Raw genomic sequence first — 17,259 nt, 5'->3', positions numbered from 1 at the left:
CGGGCGCATCGACCATATACGGTCGCCGCGGTCATTTTGTTACAAACTATTCCATCAAACAGCGTACACAAAAAGTTGGCTTTCCGCAGCCGTGCCGGTGGGCATAAACAATGATCCAAGGACGCACTTGATGCGTTGAAGGTTCATGCCAAGCTCCAATGCTCAGGAGGTTTCCGATGCCAGCCTATCGTCCCCCCAAGATCGCATCTTCGGAGATCACGCCGCAACAGCTCTATCTCAGGCGCCGCGAATTCCTCGGCGCCGCGACGCTAGGCGCCATGGCGCTGTACGGAGCCAGCAAAGCCAGCGCCGCGGCACTGTCGGTCATTGAAGGCAAATACACAGTCGACGAGAAGACGACGCCGCTGAAGGATGTCACCACTTACAATAATTTCTACGAATTCGGTCTGGATAAGGGCGATCCTGCCGCACTCTCCGGCGATTTCAAGCCGCTCCCCTGGACGATCAAGGTCGACGGTATGGTCAACAAGCCCGGCACGTTCGATGTCGAGGCGCTGATGAAGCAATTCCCGATCGAAAACCGCACCTACCGCATGCGCTGTGTCGAGGCGTGGTCGATGGTCATTCCATGGGACGGCTTCCCGCTTGCCTCCCTCCTCAACAAGGTGGAGCCACTTGGCAGCGCCAAGTACGTCGCCTTCGAAACGGTGGTACGGCCGGACCAGATGCCGGGGCAGAAAGGCATCTTCCAATCGCTCGACTGGCCCTATGTCGAAGGCCTTCGGCTCGACGAAGCGCGCCATCCACTGACGCTGCTTGCCGTCGGTCTCTATGGCGAAACCTTGCCGAACCAGAACGGTGCGCCGATCCGGCTGGTCGTGCCCTGGAAATATGGCTTCAAGGGCATCAAGTCGATTGTGCGGATCACTCTGACCGACCAGGAGCCGAAGAACACGTGGCAGGTCACCAATCCGCAGGAATACGGCTTCTACGCCAATGTCAATCCGGAGGTCGATCACCCGCGCTGGAGCCAGGCGACGGAACGGCGCATCGGCGAAAGCGGCTTCTTCGGCGCCAGCCGCCATCCCACCCTGCCGTTCAACGGCTATGCCGACGAGGTGGCCAGCCTCTACAGCGGCATGGATCTCCGGAAGAATTTCTGATGACGGCCCTCTCGTTCAGTCTCCCGAAGCGCTGGCAGTCGGCCTCCGTTTGGGCTCTCTATGCCATCGGGCTGCTGCCCGCTGCTTGGACCTTTTATCTCGGCGCCACGGATCAGCTCGGCGCCGACCCCGTAAAGACCTTCGAGCTGTTCCTCGGCCTCTGGACGATCCGCTTCCTCATTCTGACGCTGGCCGTCTCCCCTGCCCGCGATCTCTTCGGCTGGAATTATCTTCGCTATCGCCGAGCGCTCGGCCTTCTGACCTTTTACTATGCCCTGATGCATTTCACGGTCTACATGGTGCTCGATCAGGCATTGATCATTCAAGCCGTCGTCGATGACGTCGTGAAGCGGCCTTTCATCATGTTCGGCATGGCCGGGTTCGCGCTGCTCATCCCGCTTGCGCTGACTTCCAATAACTTCTCAATCCGCCGGCTCGGGCCGAACTGGGTGCGGCTGCACCGCCTCGTCTATATCGTCGCTGCCGCTGGTGCTGTGCACTTTGCGCTATCGACGAAAGTTCTCGGCCTCGAGCAATCCGTCTATATCAGCCTGCTGATCCTCTTGATCCTCTACCGCTCCTACCGGCCCATCGCGCGCAGCAGGAAGGCCAAGAATGGGCGCGGACGGCCGGCACAGCAGGCGGCCGTGCGCCAGCAGCCCGGCTGACCGAATTGCTATCGGTGGCAAAATCCGCCACCATGTGCGGATGGAAACACCCTGCCCAGTCCATCTCTACCGCGACCCGAATTTTTCAGCGTTAGACGAAACCTTTGCTGCAGCAGCACAGCTTAAAGAGGTCATTTCCGTCTATGGAGGCGGAGGCCCAGTTGGTGAAGGCGGGTTCAGTGCGGCGTTCAGGGGAGCGGTCGTCTTCAAGCAGGAGGACACCGGCCAGTATTTCCTTGGCGTATGGGGGAGACGGAACACAGCACGCTTTAGAGCAGCGCTGCGAAGTGTCGGTGAGATCGCTATCATCGCGGAGCCGCCACCTGCCCGTCTGATCCATTTCAACAAGCAATGCGAACGGCCGAAGCGTGGCGAGCCGAAAGGCTGATCCCTAAACGAAAACAGCCGGGCTTGGCCGCCCGGCTGTTTTGCTTCCGGCGAACCGGAAAGGATTAAGCGGCTTCAGCTGCAGCGGCTTCGGCTTCAACGCGAGCCTTGTCGGCTGCGCCCTTGGCGTAGGTGTCGCGGTCAACGAATTCGATGACAGCGAGAGCAGCGTTGTCGCCCTGGCGGAAGCCAGCCTTCATGATACGCAGGTAGCCGCCGTTGCGGGTTGCGTAGCGCGAAGCGATCGTGTCGAAGAGCTTTGAAACGACAGCGGCGTCGCGGATCTGCGAGATCGCCTGACGACGAGCGTGCAGGTCGCCGCGCTTGCCGAGGGTGACGAGCTTTTCAACGATCGGACGGATTTCCTTTGCCTTCGGCAGGGTGGTCACGATCTGCTCATGGGTGATGAGCGAAGCCGCCATGTTGGCAAACATTGCCTTGCGGTGGCTAGCGGTTCTATTCAGCTTGCGGCCGGCTTTACCGTGGCGCATGGCTATTCTCCTTCACTTGCAGGCATCCGCCTGCCGTTTGAATGTTAGTACTGGTCTTCGTAACGCTTGGCGAGATCTTCGATGTTCTCAGGAGGCCATGCCGGCACTTCCATGCCGAGGTGCAGGCCCATGGAAGCGAGAACTTCCTTGATTTCGTTCAGCGACTTGCGACCAAAATTCGGCGTGCGGAGCATTTCTGCTTCGGTCTTCTGAATGAGGTCGCCGATGTAGACGATGTTGTCGTTCTTCAGGCAGTTTGCCGAGCGAACAGACAGTTCGAGTTCGTCTACCTTCTTGAGGAGTGCCGGGTTGAAAGCGAGTTCGGTGACTGCTTCCTCTTCGGTTTCCTTCTGCGGCTCGTCGAAGTTGACGAACACGCCAAGCTGATCCTGGAGGATGCGAGCCGCGAAAGCGACGGCATCTTCGCCAGAGATCGAACCATCGGTTTCGATCGTCATATTCAGCTTGTCGTAGTCGAGAACCTGTCCTTCACGGGTGTTTTCCACCTTGTAGGACACCTTCTTGACCGGCGAATAAAGGCTGTCGACCGGGATGAGACCGATCGGAGCATCTTCCGCACGATTGCGATCGGCCGGAACGTAGCCCTTGCCGTTGTTGACGGTGAATTCCATGCGGATTTCGGCGCCCTCGTCGAGCGTGCAGATCACATGCTCGGGATTGAGGATCTCAATGTCGCCGACCGTCTGGATGTCGCCAGCCGTTACAACGCCCGGGCCCTGCTTACGCACGACCATGCGCTTAGCGTCATCGCCATCCATCTTGATGGCGATTTCCTTGATGTTGAGGACGATGTCCGTAACGTCTTCGCGGACGCCCGGGATCGACGAGAACTCATGCAGCACGCCATCGATCTGCACGGCCGTCACTGCAGCACCGCGCAGCGAGGACAGCAGAACGCGGCGGAGCGCGTTGCCGAGGGTGAGGCCGAAACCGCGCTCCAGTGGCTCAGCTACGAGCGTCGCCTTGGTGCGCGAGCTCGAAGAGAACTCGACCTTGTTCGGCTTGATCAATTCCTGCCAGTTTTTCTGAATCATATTTTTGCCTTCCGTTCGTTGCCACCATCCAATCGTGGCAACCGAGCTTGAGAAGCACCGGAGCGAAAATCCGCTCACCGGTGTTGTGAATGGCGATGATCAGACGCGGCGCTTCTTGCGCGGGCGGCAACCATTGTGCGGGATCGGCGTCACGTCGCGGATGGACGTGATCATGAAACCAGCAGCCTGGAGCGCGCGCAAAGCGGATTCACGACCCGAACCCGGACCGCAAACTTCGACTTCCAGCGACTTCATGCCATGTTCCTGGGCCTTCTTGGCGCAGTCTTCAGCAGCAATCTGAGCAGCGAACGGGGTCGACTTGCGCGAGCCCTTGAAGCCCTTGGCGCCAGCCGACGACCAGGCAATCGCGTTGCCCTGTGCGTCGGTAATGGTGATCATCGTGTTGTTGAAAGTCGAATTGACGTGGGCAACACCCGACGAGATGTTCTTACGTTCGCGACGACGAACGCGGACGGCTTCCTTGGCCATTTAAATCCCTTTCTTGGATCTCTGCACCGCCGTAATGCCAGCGGCTACACCGGAACGAGACCTTACGGCCCTGCCCCAAACTCAAAAGAGGCCGGCGCAGACCGCCAGCCCCCTCACCTCCGGATTCCCGGAAATTACTTCTTCTTACCAGCGATGGCCTTTGCCGGACCCTTGCGAGTACGAGCATTGGTGTGCGTGCGCTGACCGCGGACCGGAAGGCCACGACGATGACGCAGGCCACGGTAGCAACCGAGGTCCATCAGACGCTTGATGTTCATCGAGGTTTCGCGACGCAGGTCACCTTCGACCTGATAATCACGGTCGATGGTTTCGCGGATCTGCAGGACTTCGGAGTCCGTCAGCTGATGGACGCGCTTGTCAGCCGGAAGGCCAACCTTTTCCATGATTTCCTGCGCGAATTTTGAACCGATCCCGTGAATATAGGTCAGCGCGATAACGACGCGCTTCGCAGTCGGGATGTTGACGCCAGCGATACGTGCCACGCCTATTCTCCTTGCGTTCCCGTTGCCATCCGGCAAGAGGCTTTTCGTTATGCGACCGAACCGGCCGCTCGTTCAAATTTGGGTTCGTACATGTCAAAACGACCGAACCCGGACTTCCTTTGGAAATCCGCGCCGATCGCATAAATGTCGCGAGTTGGCGCGGTGTTTAGCGGAATCAGTGCTGAAAAGCAACCGCTTCCGCCAAGTTTATTTTCAAAGACTAAAGCTTCGAAAGTATCTTATCGATCTCGCCGGTGACGTGATCGATGTCCGCCATGCCATCAACCGACTTCAGCTTGCCTTTGGCATAGTAGTAGCCGATCAGCGGAGATGTTTCCTTGTAGTAAGCCTGTAGGCGCGTGACGACCGTCTCCCGATTGTCGTCAGGCCGGCGCTTGAAGTGAGTCGAGCCGCAACGGTCACAGACACCTTCTTCCTTCGGCTTGACGTTGGTGTCATGGTAGCCTGCACCGCAGTTCGCGCAGGTGTAGCGCCCCGAGACACGGTCCGCGAGGACGTTGTCGTCCACCTGAATCTCGATCACGGTCGAGAGCTCGAGGCCCTTGCTCTTCAGCATGGTCTCCGTCGCGTCGGCCTGAACCAGCGTGCGTGGAAAACCGTCGAGGATAAACCCCCTGGCGCAATCCGGGGCATCCAGACGCTCGGAGACGATGGCATTGACGATCTCATCGGAGACAAGCTTGCCGGCGTCCATGACGGCCTTTGCCCGCCTGCCTACCTCCGTGCCAGCCGCAACGGCAGCACGAAGCATGTCACCCGTGGAAAGTTGCGGAATTCCGTACTTCTCCACGATCCGCTGAGCCTGGGTCCCCTTACCCGCGCCCGGCGGCCCTAACAGTATGAGTCTCATCGCCCCCTCTTTCCTCCGCGCAACTTCGATTTCTTGATCAAGCCTTCGTACTGCTGTGCGATCAGATGACCCTGAATCTGTGCCACCGTATCGAGAGTTACGCTAACCACGATCAAGAGCGAAGTGCCACCCAGGGACAACGGAATGCCCGTTTGCGACACAAGAATTTCAGGCAGAATGCACACGAAAACGAGGTAGATCGCGCCAATCACCGTAATGCGGGTCAGCACATAGTCGATATATTCTGCAGTCCGCTCGCCCGGACGGATACCGGGAATGAAGCCGCCATGCTTCTTCAGATTGTCGGCGGTGTCCTTCGGATTGAAGACGATAGCCGTGTAGAAGAAGGCGAAGAAAGCGATCAGCATACCGTAGAGCAGCATGTAGAGCGGCTGGCCATGGCCGAGCGCTGCCACAACCGCGGTTGCCCATGCCGGCAAGGATGTGGTGTTCGCGAAGCCGGCGAGCGTCGCCGGCAGCAACAGCAGCGAAGACGCGAAGATCGCCGGGATAACACCCGAGGTGTTGAGCTTCAGCGGCAGGTGCGAAGTGTCACCCTGGAACATTCGATTGCCCACCTGACGCTTCGGATACTGGATCAGGAGGCGGCGCTGCGCACGCTCAACGAAAACGATGATGCCGATGATGGCAATCGCAATGACGATAACCGCGAGAATCAGCGTCGTCGACAGGGCGCCGGTCCGGCCGAGCTCGAGGGTGCCGGCGAGAGCCTGCGGAAGGCCGGCTGCGATACCTGCGAAGATGATCAGAGAAATGCCGTTACCAATGCCGCGCGACGTGATCTGTTCGCCGAGCCACATCAGGAACATCGTGCCGCCAAGCAGCGTAACAACCGTGGAAACGCGGAAGAAGATGCCGGGATCGACAACGAGCCCGTTGCCGCTCTCAAGACCGACGGCGATGCCGTAGGCCTGAAGCGCTCCAAGAAGCACCGTGCCGTAGCGCGTGTACTGGTTGATGATCTTGCGGCCCTGCTCGCCTTCCTTCTTCAGGTTCTCAAGCGCCGGGACGACCGAAGTCATCAGCTGCACAATGATCGAAGCGGAAATGTAAGGCATGATGCCGAGCGCAAAGATTGCCATGCGCTGTACGGCGCCGCCCGAGAACATGTTGAAAAGGCCGAGAATGCCGCCAGCCTGGCCGCGGAAGGCCTGGGCATAAGCTTCTGGATTAAGGCCCGGGAGCGGAATGTGGGTACCGAGCCGGTACACGAGGAGAGCTGCCAGTGTGAACCACAGGCGCTTCTTGAGATCCTCGGCTTTGGCGAAGGTCGAGAAATTGAGGTTGGAAGCCAACTGTTCCGCTGCAGACGCCATGCGATTCTCCGCGCTACCAATTTCGGGCTCAAGCCAAGCGAGGTGCAGGACCCGGAATCAGCATTCTGAATTATTCAAAAGCGGGCTTCGGACGGATTGCGGACGCAACCTATGCCTCACCCTTGTGTTCGTTCCTACCGTTTATGACGCACGTGCGTCCAGCCGGTTTTTGTGAGGCTCACATATGGGAGCAAAATCGCCCGGTGTGAAGCACCCCGGGCGACTTATCATAAGATTAATTATTCTGCAGCTGCGGCAGAAAGAAGCGTGACGGAACCGCCAGCCTTTTCGATCTTTTCGATTGCCGGCTTGGAAGCGCCAGCAACTTCGAACTTGACCTTTGCCTTCAGCTCGCCGTCGGCGAGAACGCGAACACCGTCCTTGACGCGACGGATCACGCCGGCAGCCTTGAGAGCTGCTGCGTCGACAGTTGCCTTGGCGTCGAGCTTGCCGGCATCGATGGCAGCCTGAACACGCTCAAGCGACACGACGACGAAGTCGGCCTTGAAGATGTTGTTGAAGCCGCGCTTCGGCAGGCGACGGTAGATTGGCATCTGACCGCCTTCAAAACCGTTGATGGCGACGCCGGAACGGGACTTCTGACCCTTCACACCGCGACCACCGGTCTTACCCGAGCCCGAACCAATACCGCGGCCGAGGCGCTTGCGGCTGTGGGTCGAACCTTCGTTGTCTTTGATTTCATTGAGTTTCATAGCGAATCTCCCGGCTTACTTCTCGTCGACGACGCGAACGAGATGCTGGACAGCACGGATCATGCCACGAACGGAAGGGGTATCTTCCAGCGTGCGGCGACGGTGCATCTTGTTGAGTCCGAGGCCGATCAGCGTGCGTTGCTGGACGTCCGGACGACGAATGGGGCTGCCGATCTGTTCGACAGTAACCGTCTTCGCTTCAGTCTTCTTGGTAGCCTTAGCCATCTGTCAGACTCCTCTTATTCTTCAGAGGCATTGCCAGAAGCGGCACGGCGAGCCTGGAGCGTTGCATACTTGATGCCGCGCTGAGCTGCGATGTCCTTCGGGTGAACCTGGTGCTTTAGAGCGTCGAAGGTAGCGCGAACCATGTTGTATGGGTTCGAGGAACCGGTCGACTTGGCGACAACGTCGTGAACGCCGAGCGTTTCGAAAACGGCGCGCATCGGACCGCCGGCAATGATACCGGTACCGACCTTGGCCGAACGAAGCAGAACCTTGCCGGCGCCATGGCGGCCATGAACGTCATGATGCAGCGTACGGCCGTCACGCAGCGGTACGAAGATCAGTTCGCGCTTGGCAGCTTCAGTCGCCTTGCGGATTGCTTCCGGCACTTCGCGTGCCTTGCCGTGACCGAAGCCAACGCGGCCCTTCTGGTCACCAACGACGACGAGAGCGGCGAAACCGAAACGGCGGCCACCCTTAACAACCTTAGCAACGCGGTTGATCGCGACCAGCTTGTCGACGAATTCGCTATCGCGCTCTTCGCGGGCCTGGCGGTCTTCCCGCTGCGGCCTTCTTTCCTGTGCCATTGTCCTCTTCCTTTTTCTTTTCCGGGTGCAATCGGCAAACAAAACGAGGACCGCATCGGCCTCCCCTTTCGGGACGCCTGCGGTCCGGTGATATCCGGCCGGTGCCTTTAGGCTGCCGGCCGGAAACTTTATTAGAAGGACAGACCGCCTTCGCGGGCTGCTTCTGCCAGGGCCTTGATGCGGCCGTGGTAGATGAAGGCGCCGCGGTCGAATACGACGTCCTTGACGCCGGCCTTCGAGGCGCGCTCAGCAACGAGCTTGCCTACGAGGGCAGCTGCTGCCGTGTCAGCACCGGTCTTCAGAGAACCGCGCAGATTCTTGTCGAGGGTCGAGGCAGACGCGAGCGTCTTACCGGCGACATCGTCAATGATCTGAGCATAGATGTTCTTCGACGAGCGATGAACCGACAGGCGCGGACGGCCATTGGCCACCGACTTGAGGTGACGACGCACGCGGTTGGCACGACGTGCAAGTGCTTCTTTCCTGCTAGCCATTTCGCGTGATCCTTACTTCTTCTTGCCTTCTTTGCGGACGATCCGCTCTTCGGCATACTTGACACCCTTGCCCTTGTAAGGCTCAGGACCGCGGTATTCGCGGATTTCAGCGGCAACCTGGCCGACCTGCTGCTTGTTGATGCCGGAAACGACGATTTCCGTCGGCTTCGGCACAGCGATCGAGATGCCCTGCGGCGGCTCATAAACAACGTCATGGCTGAAGCCGAGCGCCAGCTGCAGGTTCTTGCCCTGCAGAGACGCGCGGTAACCAACGCCGTTGATTTCGAGCTTGCGCTCGTAGCCATCCTTAACGCCCTTGAAGATGTTCTCGATCATCGTGCGGGACATGCCCCACTTTGCACGAGCATCCTTCGTCTGGGTGAGCGGCGTTACGACAACCGCATTGTTTTCGAGCTTTACGCCGACTTCGTCGTTTGCGACGAAGAACAGCTCGCCCTTCGGGCCCTTAGCGGTAACCTTCTGGCCATCGACCGTAGCCGTGATCCCAGCAGGTACCTGAACGGGCTTCTTACCGATACGAGACATGTTTCAATCCTGTCTGTTCGCCATGGAGATCCTTGCCCAGTCTTAGAAGACCGAGCAAAGAACCTCGCCACCAACGTTCTGTTCGCGAGCCTGGTGATCGGCCATCACGCCCTTCGGGGTCGAAAGGATGGTGATGCCGAGGCCGTTCGCGACCTGCGGAATGGACTTGACCGAGACATAAACCCGGCGGCCCGGCTTGGACACACGGCCGATCTCACGGATCACCGATGCGCCTTCATAGTACTTGAGTTCGATGTTGAGCTCCGACTTGCCATTGCCGAAATCGACAACGGAATAGCCACGGATGTAGCCTTCGGACTGCAGAACATCGAGAACGCGTGCACGGAGCTTCGAAGCAGGCGTCGAGACCGACGACTTGCGGCGAGAAGCGCCGTTGCGGATGCGAGTGAGCATATCGCCCAACGGATCAGTCATTGTCATCTAACCTGCTCCTTACCAGCTCGACTTGACGATACCCGGCACCTTGCCGAGATTGCCGAGTTCACGCAGCGCGATACGCGACATGCGCAGTTTGCGGTAGTATGCGCGCGGACGGCCCGATACTTCGCAACGGTTGCGAATGCGGGTCTTGGATCCATCGCGCGGCAGGGATGCCAGCTTGATCGAGGCCTTGAACCGCTCTTCGATCGGAAGAGCCTGGTTCATGATGATCGCCTTTAGAGCTGCGCGCTTGGCAGCCTGGTTGGCGACCGTAGTACGGCGGCGCTTGTTCTTTTCAACTGCGCTTGTCTTCGCCATGTGCGGTTCCTTTTCTACGCTCGTCGTTACGGTTACTGACGGAACGGGAAGTTGAACTCTGTCAGCAGAGCCCGTGCTTCGTCGTCCTTCGTTGCCGTCGTGCAAACGATGATGTCCATGCCCCACATCTGATCAACCTTGTCGTAGTTGATCTCAGGGAACACAATGTGCTCCTTGATGCCCATGGCGAAGTTGCCACGGCCGTCAAAGCTTTTCGGGTTCAGGCCGCGGAAGTCGCGAACGCGCGGAAGCGCGATGTTCACGAGACGGTCCAGGAACTCGTACATGCGAGCGCCGCGCAGGGTGACCTTTGCGCCGATCGGCATCTGTTCGCGGACCTTAAAGCCAGCGATGGAGTTGCGTGCACGGGTGATGACCGGCTTCTGACCAGCGATAGCGGCCAGGTCAGCTGCAGCAACAGTTGGCTTCTTCGAATCAGCCGTCGCTTCGCCAACACCCATGTTGATGACGATCTTGTCGAGCTTCGGGATCATCATCTCGTTGGCGTAGGAGAACTTCTCCTGCATAGCCGCACGAATGCGCTCGACGTATTCCTTCTTGAGCCGCGGCTCGTACTTTGCCTCAGCCATCAGATCACCTCACCGGAACGCTTGGCCACACGGACCTTCTTGCCGTCAACAACCTTGAAACCAACACGGGTCGGCTTGCCGTCCTTGTCGATGATTGCAACGTTGGACAAATGAACCGAGGCTTCCTTGGTGATGATGCCGGCTTCCTGGGTCTGCGTCTGGCGCTGGTGGCGCTTTACGACATTGACGCCACGAACAACGGCGCGATCTTCCTTGGGCAGAACCTGAAGGACTTCGCCGGTACGGCCCTTGTCCTTGCCTGCGAGCATGACGACCTTGTCGCCCTTACGAATCTTTTGCATCGTTCGCGCTCCTTACAGTACTTCGGGAGCCAGCGAGATGATCTTCATGTGGTTCTTGGCGCGAAGTTCGCGCGGAACCGGTCCGAAGATACGGGTGCCGATCGGCTCTTTCTTGTTGTCGATGAGGACTGCTGCATTCGTGTCGAAGCGGATGATGCTGCCATCAACGCGACGGATTTCCTTGGCGGTACGAACGACCACCGCCTTCATCACGTCACCCTTCTTCACGCGGCCACGCGGGATCGCCTCCTTGATCGAAACGACGATAACGTCGCCGATCCCGGCATACTTGCGCTTCGAGCCGCCCAGCACCTTGATGCACATGACACGACGTGCGCCGGAATTATCCGCCACGTCGAGGTTTGTTTGCATCTGAATCATATCAGGTCGCCTTCTTGGTTTACCGGAATGGTTGGGCTACGAGCCCCCTTCCCCGGCTTATGAAAATTGTCAGCCGGCCGCTTGCTACGAGAGCAGGCGAAAACACGGCATAGCTTGAATAGCGCGGGATCGATCGTGCCAGGGTGGTTTCCCAACGGGACCTTCCGTGCGCTCAAAGCAAAAGAACGCCCGACGAACGAGCGTTCTGACGCTGCTTCATACAGATATTTCCGCGAGACGCAAGGCCTCGCGCAAAAATCTTACTTGGCCTGGGCGGAAACGACCGTCCAGCGCTTATCCTTCGAGATCGGCGCGCATTCCTCGATGGATACGGTATCGCCGATCTTGTACTGGTTGTTTTCGTCGTGAGCCTTGTACTTCTTGGAACGACGAACGGTCTTCTGGAGCAGCGGGTGAGCGAAACGACGCTCAACGCGAACTACGACAGTCTTCTCGTTCTTGTCGCCAACGACAACGCCCTGCAGAATGCGCTTCGGCATGATCTTTTCCTTTACGCCTTTGCTTCTGCCGCCTTTTGGCGGGCAATGGTTTTCACGCGGGCGATGTCCTTGCGAACTTCGTTGATGCGCGAGGACTTTTCCAGCTGACCGGTTGCCTTCTGGAAGCGCAGGTTGAACTGCTCCTTCTTCAGGTCGGCGAGCTTGTCCTTGAGCTGGTCGGCCGTGAGGCCGCGTACTTCTTCGGCTTTCATCTGCCTTGCTCCTTACTCTGCAATGCGCTGAACGAAGCGCGTCTTGACCGAGAGCTTGGCAGAGCCGAGGCGAAGCGCTTCGCGAGCAATTTCTTCGCTGACACCGTCGATTTCGAACATCATACGGCCTGGCTTGACCTTGCATGCCCAATATTCAACAGAGCCCTTACCCTTACCCATACGGACTTCGGTCGGCTTTGCGGTTACCGGAACATCCGGGAACACGCGGATCCATACACGGCCGGCGCGCTTCATGTAACGCGTGATCGCGCGGCGGGCCGCTTCGATCTCGCGCGCATTCACGCGGTTCGGCTCTTGAGCCTTAAGGCCGAATTCGCCGAAGGCCAGGTCTGAACCACCCTTGGCGACGCCCTTGATGCGGCCCTTAAATTGCTTGCGGTACTTGGTACGCTTTGGCTGCAACATTTTCTTATTCTCCGAACTTATCTGCCACCAACGCTATTAAGCGTTGTCGCGGCGACGATCGCGATCACGGCTTGCCGGACCCTGAGCGTCACCCTCGAGTGCGCGGCGCTCGGAGGCCATCGGATCGTGCTCAAGGATTTCGCCCTTGAAGATCCAAACCTTGATGCCGCAGATGCCAAAAGCGGTCTCCGCTTCAGCCGTACCGTAGTCGATGTCAGCGCGCAGCGTGTGCAGCGGAACGCGACCTTCGCGGTACCACTCCGTACGCGCGATTTCAGCACCGCCGAGACGGCCTGCGCAGGTGATCTTGATGCCTTCGGCGCCAAGACGCATCGCAGACTGAACGGCACGCTTCATAGCGCGACGGAAAGCAACACGACGCTCGAGCTGCTGAGCGATCGACTGTGCGACGAGCGTAGCGTCGACTTCCGGCTTGCGAACTTCAACGATGTTGAGGTGCGTTTCGGAATTCGTCATCTCCGACAGCTTCTTGCGGAGCTTGTCGATGTCTGCGCCCTTTTTGCCGATGATCAGTCCCGGACGAGCCGAGTGGATCGTGACGCGGCACTTCTTGTGCGGACGCTCGATGACCACTTTGGCGATACCGGCCTGCTTCAGTTCGCTCATCACGAACTTGCGCATCTTCAGGTCTTCGTGCAGCAGCTGGCCGTACTCGGCATTGTCCGCAAACCAGCGGCTATCCCAGGTACGGTTGATGCCAAGACGGAAACCGATTGGATTAATTTTCTGACCCATTATGCGGCCTCCTCTTGTGCCTGCACTTCGCGGACAACGATCGTGAGGTGCGCGAACGGCTTCTCGACACGAGATGCACGGCCACGGCCACGAGCGTGGAAACGCTTCATGACGATCGACTTGCCTACGTAGGCTTCTGCGACAACCAGCGTGTCAACGTCGAGATCGTGGTTGTTCTCGGCGTTTGCGATCGCAGATTCGAGCGTCTTCTTGACGGCGCCTGCGATGCGCTTGCGGGAGAATTCCAGCTCAGCGAGTGCACGATCGACCTTCTTGCCGCGGATAGCCGCAGCAACGAGGTTGAGCTTCTGTGGGCTGACGCGGAGCGTACGGGCGACTGCTTGCGCCTCGTTGTCCTTCAGCCGGCGTTCGGCTTTTGCCTTGCCCATGATTACTTCCTCTTTGCCTTCTTGTCCGCACCGTGACCGTAGTAGGTCCGGGTCGGAGAGAATTCACCGAATTTGTGACCGACCATGTCTTCATTGACACTGACCGGAACATGCTTGCTGCCGTTGTAGACGCCGAAGGTGAGACCGACGAACTGCGGCAGGATCGTGGAGCGACGGCTCCAGATCTTGATTACTTCTGCACGTCCGCCTTCACGAACCTTCTCAGCCTTCTTGAGAAGATAGCCGTCAACGAACGGACCTTTCCATACTGAACGAGCCATTGGAGACTTCCTCTCTTACTTCTTACGCTGATGACGCGAGCGCATGATCATCTTGTCAGTCGACTTGTTCGACCGGGTGCGCTTGCCCTTGGTCGGCTTACCCCACGGAGTAACCGGGTGACGACCACCAGAGGTACGGCCCTCACCACCGCCGTGCGGGTGGTCGACCGGGTTCATGACAACACCGCGGTTATGCGGACGCTTGCCGCGCCAAACCGTACGACCGGCCTTGCCGTCGTTGATGTTGGCGTGATCAGGGTTCGAAACCGCACCGATCGAAGCGAGGCAAGTGCCGTGCACGAGGCGCTGCTCGCCAGAGTTCAGGCGAAGGATCGCCATGCCCTGGTCGCGGCCGACGAGCTGTGCATAGGAACCAGCAGAGCGAGCGATCTGACCACCCTTGCCAGGCTTCATTTCCACGTTGTGGATGATGGAGCCGACCGGGATGAACTGCAGCGGCATGGTGTTGCCGGGCTTCACGTCGACAGCCTTCTCCGAAGCGATGACCTTGTCGCCGGCAGCAAGGCGCTGCGGAGCGATGATGTAGGCCTTTTCGCCGTCAGCATAGGTCACCAGCGCGATGAACGCGGTACGGTTCGGATCGTATTCGATGCGCTCGACGGTGCCCTCGACGTCAAACTTGCGACGCTTGAAGTCGACCAGACGATAAGTGCGCTTGTGACCGCCGCCGATGAAGCGGGCGGTGATGCGGCCGAGGTTGTTACGACCGCCGCTCTTGGTCAGACCTTCCGTCAGCGCCTTGACCGGCTTGCCCTTGTAGAGCGAGGAGCGATCAACGATGACCAGCTGACGCTGGCTCGGGGTCGTCGGATTGAATGTTTTCAATGCCATTTTTTTATTCCTCAGAGACCGGTGGAGACGTCGATCGTCTGGCCTTCAGCCAAAGTCACGATTGCCTTCTTCACGTCCTTCTGCTTGCCGGCAATACCGCGAAAACGCCTGGTCTTGCCCTTGCGGAGCAGAGTGTTGACGGCCGTGACCTTGACGCCGAAGAGCGCCTCGACTGCAGCCTTGATTTCCGGCTTCGACGCCGTCTTGGCGACGTTGAAAACAACCTGGTTGTTTTCCGATACCAGAGTGGACTTTTCGGTGATCGCCGGCGAGACGATCACATCATAGTGGCGAAGATCGGTCACTTGAAACGCTCCTCTAGAGCTTCAACGGCAGCCTTGGAAAGCACGAGCTTGCCGCGGCGCACGATGTCATAAACGTTGATGCCCTGGATCGGCAGAACATCGATATTCGGGATGTTCTTGGCTGCGAGCTTGAAGTTGCCATCAAGTTCAGCGCCACCGATGAAGAGAGCGTTGGTCAGGCCGAGCGTCTCGAAAACGGAAGCCAGTGCCTTGGTCTTTGCTTCTGCAGCAACCAGGTTGTCGATGATGATGACATCATCGGACTTCAGCTTGGCCGAGAGGGCGTGCCGCAAACCGAGAGCACGAACCTTCTTGGGAAGATCGTGTTCGTGGCTGCGAGCGACCGGGCCGTGGGCCTTACCACCGCCGCGGAACTGCGGAGCGCGAGCAGAATGGTGACGAGCGCGGCCCGTACCCTTCTGCTTGTACATCTTGGCGCCGGTGCGCGAAACGTCCGCGCGGCCCTTTGCCTGGTGCGTGCCCTGCTGCTTCTTGGCAAGCTGCCAGCGGATCACGCGGGCAAGAATGTCTTCGCGGGGCTCAAGGCCGAAAATCGCGTCAGAAAGAGAAACCTTCCCTGCGTCTTTTCCCTCGAGGGTCTTGACGTTGAATTCCATTGGTCTGGCTCCCTTACTTCGCGGCCGACTTGACGGCGTCGCGCACAATGATCCAGGCACCCTTGGAACCGGGTACTGCACCCTTGATCAGAATCAGACCGCGATCTTCATCGGTCGAAACCACTTCAAGGTTCTGAGTCGTAACGCGCGTCTGGCCCATGTGACCAGCCATCTTCTTGTTCTTGAAAACCTTGCCCGGATCCTGGCGTGAACCCGTCGAACCATGCGAGCGGTGCGAAACAGACACACCGTGCGTGGCGCGAAGACCGCCGAAACCGTGACGCTTCATGGCGCCCGCAAAGCCCTTACCGATCGTCGTACCCGTCACATCGACGAGCTGACCAGCTGCGAAGTGACCAGCCTTGAGCTCGGTGCCAACCTCGAGGAGGTTGTCTTCCGTGACGCGGAATTCCGCCAGCTTGGCCTTCGGCTCGACGTTGGCAACAGCGAAGTTACCGCGCATCGCCTTCGACGTATTCTTGACCTTCGCCGTGCCAGCACCGAGCTGAACTGCGGCGTAGCCGTTCTTTTCCACTGTGCGCTGGGCTACAACCTGGCAGCCTTCCATACGCAGTACTGTTACCGGAACATGTTCGCCGGCGTCGTTATAGACGCGGGTCATGCCGACCTTCTGTGCAATCACACCTGAACGCATCGGTTCAATCCTTCCAACTCAGCTCGAGCTAGGCTCAGAGCTTGATCTCAACATCGACACCAGCGGCGAGATCGAGCTTCATCAGCGCGTCTACCGTCTGCGGTGTCGGGTCAACGATGTCGAGAAGGCGCTTATGCGTGCGCATCTCGAACTGCTCGCGGCTCTTCTTGTCGATGTGTGGGGACCGGTTGACCGTAAACTTCTCGATGCGAGTCGGAAGCGGAACGGGGCCCCGGACGCTAGCTCCGGTGCGCTTCGCCGTCGACACGATCTCGCGCGTCGAAGCGTCGAGAATGCGGTGATCGAACGCCTTCAGGCGAATGCGGATATTTTGGCCGTTCATTCGACGTTATCCTTGTGTTTGTTATCCCGTGCGCCTTTCGGATAGGCACGGGCTGTTTTTATTCCTAAGGCGGACCACCGGTTTCAAAGATCGAGAGAGGCGCCGGGTTACGGTGTCCCTATCCAGTCTTCAGGCCTTCCAGCCCACCTTATTGTTTGCTGTAGTCACCCGCTTCGACGAGCGAAGCAGGGCGCAAATCGCGCTCGCGCGCCATTTGCAACATTTTGCTGTAATAAGCAAGCGGCTAGAGCCGCTTGCATCATAATAATGTCATCGAATCGGCCGCCTCAGGCGAAGTGGCCGGCTCTCGATTACTCGACGATGGAGGCAACGATGCCTGCGCCGACCGTACGGCCGCCTTCGCGGATAGCGAAGCGCAGCTTTTCTTCCATCGCGATCGGAAC

General features: G+C 58.7%; 30 protein-coding genes and 1 pseudogene. 3 read left to right on the top strand and 28 right to left on the bottom strand.

The window, feature by feature from the left end:
* Positions 1-176: 176 nt before the first annotated feature.
* The 3 genes from msrP to FHT71_RS29780 are packed head-to-tail and all read left to right on the top strand — an operon-like array spanning position 177 to position 2,180.
* Positions 177-1,124: a protein-methionine-sulfoxide reductase catalytic subunit MsrP gene (gene msrP / locus FHT71_RS29790; RefSeq protein ID WP_183723112.1), complete on the top strand. Its 948-nt coding sequence runs from the start codon at positions 177-179 to the stop codon at positions 1,122-1,124.
* The gene (gene msrQ / locus FHT71_RS29785; protein ID WP_132592290.1) at positions 1,124-1,792 is read left to right on the top strand and encodes a protein-methionine-sulfoxide reductase heme-binding subunit MsrQ; all 669 of its coding nucleotides are present in this window, start codon (positions 1,124-1,126) and stop codon (positions 1,790-1,792) included. Before msrP ends, msrQ begins: the two co-directional genes overlap by 1 nt.
* 40 nt (positions 1,793-1,832) lie before the next feature.
* Positions 1,833-2,180 carry a hypothetical protein gene (locus FHT71_RS29780; protein WP_132592288.1) on the top strand — a complete coding sequence of 116 codons (348 nt, stop codon included), beginning with the start codon at positions 1,833-1,835 and terminating at the stop codon, positions 2,178-2,180.
* Positions 2,181-2,244: 64 nt separating this feature from the next.
* Here the strand turns inward: FHT71_RS29780 and rplQ are convergent, their stop codons facing one another.
* The 28 genes and pseudogenes from rplQ to FHT71_RS29640 form a co-directional block, all read right to left on the bottom strand.
* The gene (gene rplQ / locus FHT71_RS29775; protein WP_007531696.1) at positions 2,245-2,670 is read right to left on the bottom strand and encodes a 50S ribosomal protein L17; all 426 of its coding nucleotides are present in this window, start codon (positions 2,668-2,670) and stop codon (positions 2,245-2,247) included.
* A gap of 44 nt (positions 2,671-2,714) precedes the next feature.
* Positions 2,715-3,725, bottom strand: a complete 1,011-nt coding sequence (locus FHT71_RS29770; RefSeq protein WP_007787729.1) for a DNA-directed RNA polymerase subunit alpha — start codon at positions 3,723-3,725, stop codon at positions 2,715-2,717.
* A gap of 99 nt (positions 3,726-3,824) precedes the next feature.
* Complete coding sequence (gene rpsK, locus FHT71_RS29765) at positions 3,825-4,214, bottom strand: 30S ribosomal protein S11 (protein ID WP_003547577.1); 390 nt, start codon at positions 4,212-4,214, stop codon at positions 3,825-3,827.
* Between the two features lie 134 nt (positions 4,215-4,348).
* Positions 4,349-4,717, bottom strand: coding sequence for a 30S ribosomal protein S13 (rpsM, locus tag FHT71_RS29760; protein ID WP_024314765.1), 369 nt, complete (start codon positions 4,715-4,717; stop codon positions 4,349-4,351).
* 220 nt (positions 4,718-4,937) lie between these two features.
* Positions 4,938-5,588 carry an adenylate kinase gene (locus FHT71_RS29755; RefSeq protein WP_007787731.1) on the bottom strand — a complete coding sequence of 217 codons (651 nt, stop codon included), beginning with the start codon at positions 5,586-5,588 and terminating at the stop codon, positions 4,938-4,940.
* Positions 5,585-6,925: a preprotein translocase subunit SecY gene (secY, locus tag FHT71_RS29750; protein WP_007787732.1), complete on the bottom strand. Its 1,341-nt coding sequence runs from the start codon at positions 6,923-6,925 to the stop codon at positions 5,585-5,587. Before secY ends, FHT71_RS29755 begins: the two co-directional genes overlap by 4 nt.
* A 239-nt stretch (positions 6,926-7,164) precedes the next feature.
* Positions 7,165-7,638, bottom strand: coding sequence for a 50S ribosomal protein L15 (gene rplO / locus FHT71_RS29745; protein WP_007787733.1), 474 nt, complete (start codon positions 7,636-7,638; stop codon positions 7,165-7,167).
* A 15-nt stretch (positions 7,639-7,653) separates the two neighbouring features.
* Positions 7,654-7,863 (bottom strand): 50S ribosomal protein L30, encoded by a 210-nt coding sequence (rpmD, locus tag FHT71_RS29740; protein WP_007531681.1) that lies wholly within the window; start codon positions 7,861-7,863, stop codon positions 7,654-7,656.
* Between the two features lie 14 nt (positions 7,864-7,877).
* A complete protein-coding gene (rpsE, locus tag FHT71_RS29735; RefSeq protein ID WP_007531680.1) occupies positions 7,878-8,447 on the bottom strand; it encodes a 30S ribosomal protein S5 in 570 nt (189 codons plus the stop codon).
* 131 nt (positions 8,448-8,578) lie between these two features.
* A complete protein-coding gene (gene rplR, locus FHT71_RS29730) occupies positions 8,579-8,941 on the bottom strand; it encodes a 50S ribosomal protein L18 (protein ID WP_132592286.1) in 363 nt (120 codons plus the stop codon).
* A 12-nt stretch (positions 8,942-8,953) separates the two neighbouring features.
* Entirely contained in the window at positions 8,954-9,487 is a 534-nt protein-coding gene (rplF, locus tag FHT71_RS29725) for a 50S ribosomal protein L6 (protein WP_007787735.1), read from the bottom strand.
* Positions 9,488-9,529: 42 nt separating this feature from the next.
* A complete protein-coding gene (gene rpsH / locus FHT71_RS29720) occupies positions 9,530-9,928 on the bottom strand; it encodes a 30S ribosomal protein S8 (RefSeq protein WP_004674934.1) in 399 nt (132 codons plus the stop codon).
* Between the two features lie 12 nt (positions 9,929-9,940).
* Positions 9,941-10,246 carry a 30S ribosomal protein S14 gene (rpsN, locus tag FHT71_RS29715; protein WP_003573787.1) on the bottom strand — a complete coding sequence of 102 codons (306 nt, stop codon included), beginning with the start codon at positions 10,244-10,246 and terminating at the stop codon, positions 9,941-9,943.
* Positions 10,247-10,278: 32 nt separating this feature from the next.
* Positions 10,279-10,836, bottom strand: coding sequence for a 50S ribosomal protein L5 (gene rplE / locus FHT71_RS29710; RefSeq protein WP_007787736.1), 558 nt, complete (start codon positions 10,834-10,836; stop codon positions 10,279-10,281).
* Positions 10,836-11,138 carry a 50S ribosomal protein L24 gene (gene rplX, locus FHT71_RS29705; RefSeq protein WP_007787737.1) on the bottom strand — a complete coding sequence of 101 codons (303 nt, stop codon included), beginning with the start codon at positions 11,136-11,138 and terminating at the stop codon, positions 10,836-10,838. The genes rplE and rplX overlap by 1 nt, the downstream gene beginning before the upstream one ends.
* A 12-nt stretch (positions 11,139-11,150) precedes the next feature.
* Entirely contained in the window at positions 11,151-11,519 is a 369-nt protein-coding gene (rplN, locus tag FHT71_RS29700) for a 50S ribosomal protein L14 (protein ID WP_007787738.1), read from the bottom strand.
* A 260-nt stretch (positions 11,520-11,779) separates the two neighbouring features.
* Positions 11,780-12,019: a 30S ribosomal protein S17 gene (gene rpsQ / locus FHT71_RS29695; RefSeq protein ID WP_007787739.1), complete on the bottom strand. Its 240-nt coding sequence runs from the start codon at positions 12,017-12,019 to the stop codon at positions 11,780-11,782.
* Positions 12,020-12,030: 11 nt separating this feature from the next.
* Positions 12,031-12,231, bottom strand: coding sequence for a 50S ribosomal protein L29 (gene rpmC, locus FHT71_RS29690; protein WP_007531673.1), 201 nt, complete (start codon positions 12,229-12,231; stop codon positions 12,031-12,033).
* 12 nt (positions 12,232-12,243) lie between these two features.
* Positions 12,244-12,657 carry a 50S ribosomal protein L16 gene (rplP, locus tag FHT71_RS29685; RefSeq protein ID WP_003573792.1) on the bottom strand — a complete coding sequence of 138 codons (414 nt, stop codon included), beginning with the start codon at positions 12,655-12,657 and terminating at the stop codon, positions 12,244-12,246.
* 36 nt (positions 12,658-12,693) lie between these two features.
* The gene (rpsC, locus tag FHT71_RS29680) at positions 12,694-13,413 is read right to left on the bottom strand and encodes a 30S ribosomal protein S3 (RefSeq protein ID WP_007531669.1); all 720 of its coding nucleotides are present in this window, start codon (positions 13,411-13,413) and stop codon (positions 12,694-12,696) included.
* Positions 13,413-13,802, bottom strand: a complete 390-nt coding sequence (rplV, locus tag FHT71_RS29675; RefSeq protein ID WP_007787740.1) for a 50S ribosomal protein L22 — start codon at positions 13,800-13,802, stop codon at positions 13,413-13,415. The genes rpsC and rplV overlap by 1 nt, the downstream gene beginning before the upstream one ends.
* A 2-nt stretch (positions 13,803-13,804) precedes the next feature.
* Positions 13,805-14,083 (bottom strand): 30S ribosomal protein S19, encoded by a 279-nt coding sequence (gene rpsS / locus FHT71_RS29670; RefSeq protein ID WP_007531666.1) that lies wholly within the window; start codon positions 14,081-14,083, stop codon positions 13,805-13,807.
* Positions 14,084-14,098: 15 nt separating this feature from the next.
* Positions 14,099-14,935, bottom strand: coding sequence for a 50S ribosomal protein L2 (gene rplB / locus FHT71_RS29665; protein WP_007787741.1), 837 nt, complete (start codon positions 14,933-14,935; stop codon positions 14,099-14,101).
* Between the two features lie 11 nt (positions 14,936-14,946).
* On the bottom strand, positions 14,947-15,240 hold the full coding sequence (locus FHT71_RS29660; RefSeq protein ID WP_007787742.1) for a 50S ribosomal protein L23: 294 nt from the start codon (positions 15,238-15,240) through the stop codon (positions 14,947-14,949).
* Positions 15,237-15,857, bottom strand: a complete 621-nt coding sequence (rplD, locus tag FHT71_RS29655) for a 50S ribosomal protein L4 (RefSeq protein ID WP_007787743.1) — start codon at positions 15,855-15,857, stop codon at positions 15,237-15,239. Before rplD ends, FHT71_RS29660 begins: the two co-directional genes overlap by 4 nt.
* 13 nt (positions 15,858-15,870) lie before the next feature.
* Positions 15,871-16,512, bottom strand: a complete 642-nt coding sequence (rplC, locus tag FHT71_RS29650) for a 50S ribosomal protein L3 (RefSeq protein WP_007787744.1) — start codon at positions 16,510-16,512, stop codon at positions 15,871-15,873.
* 34 nt (positions 16,513-16,546) lie between these two features.
* A complete protein-coding gene (gene rpsJ, locus FHT71_RS29645) occupies positions 16,547-16,855 on the bottom strand; it encodes a 30S ribosomal protein S10 (protein WP_003547547.1) in 309 nt (102 codons plus the stop codon).
* A 311-nt stretch (positions 16,856-17,166) separates the two neighbouring features.
* Positions 17,167-17,259: pseudogene (locus FHT71_RS29640) on the bottom strand (elongation factor Tu); the annotation flags it as partial.

The sequence above is a fragment of the Rhizobium sp. BK060 genome (assembly GCF_014193145.1).
In the GTDB taxonomy this organism is placed as follows: Bacteria; Pseudomonadota; Alphaproteobacteria; order Rhizobiales; family Rhizobiaceae; genus Rhizobium.
This window is presented reverse-complemented; position numbering and strand designations above follow the sequence as displayed.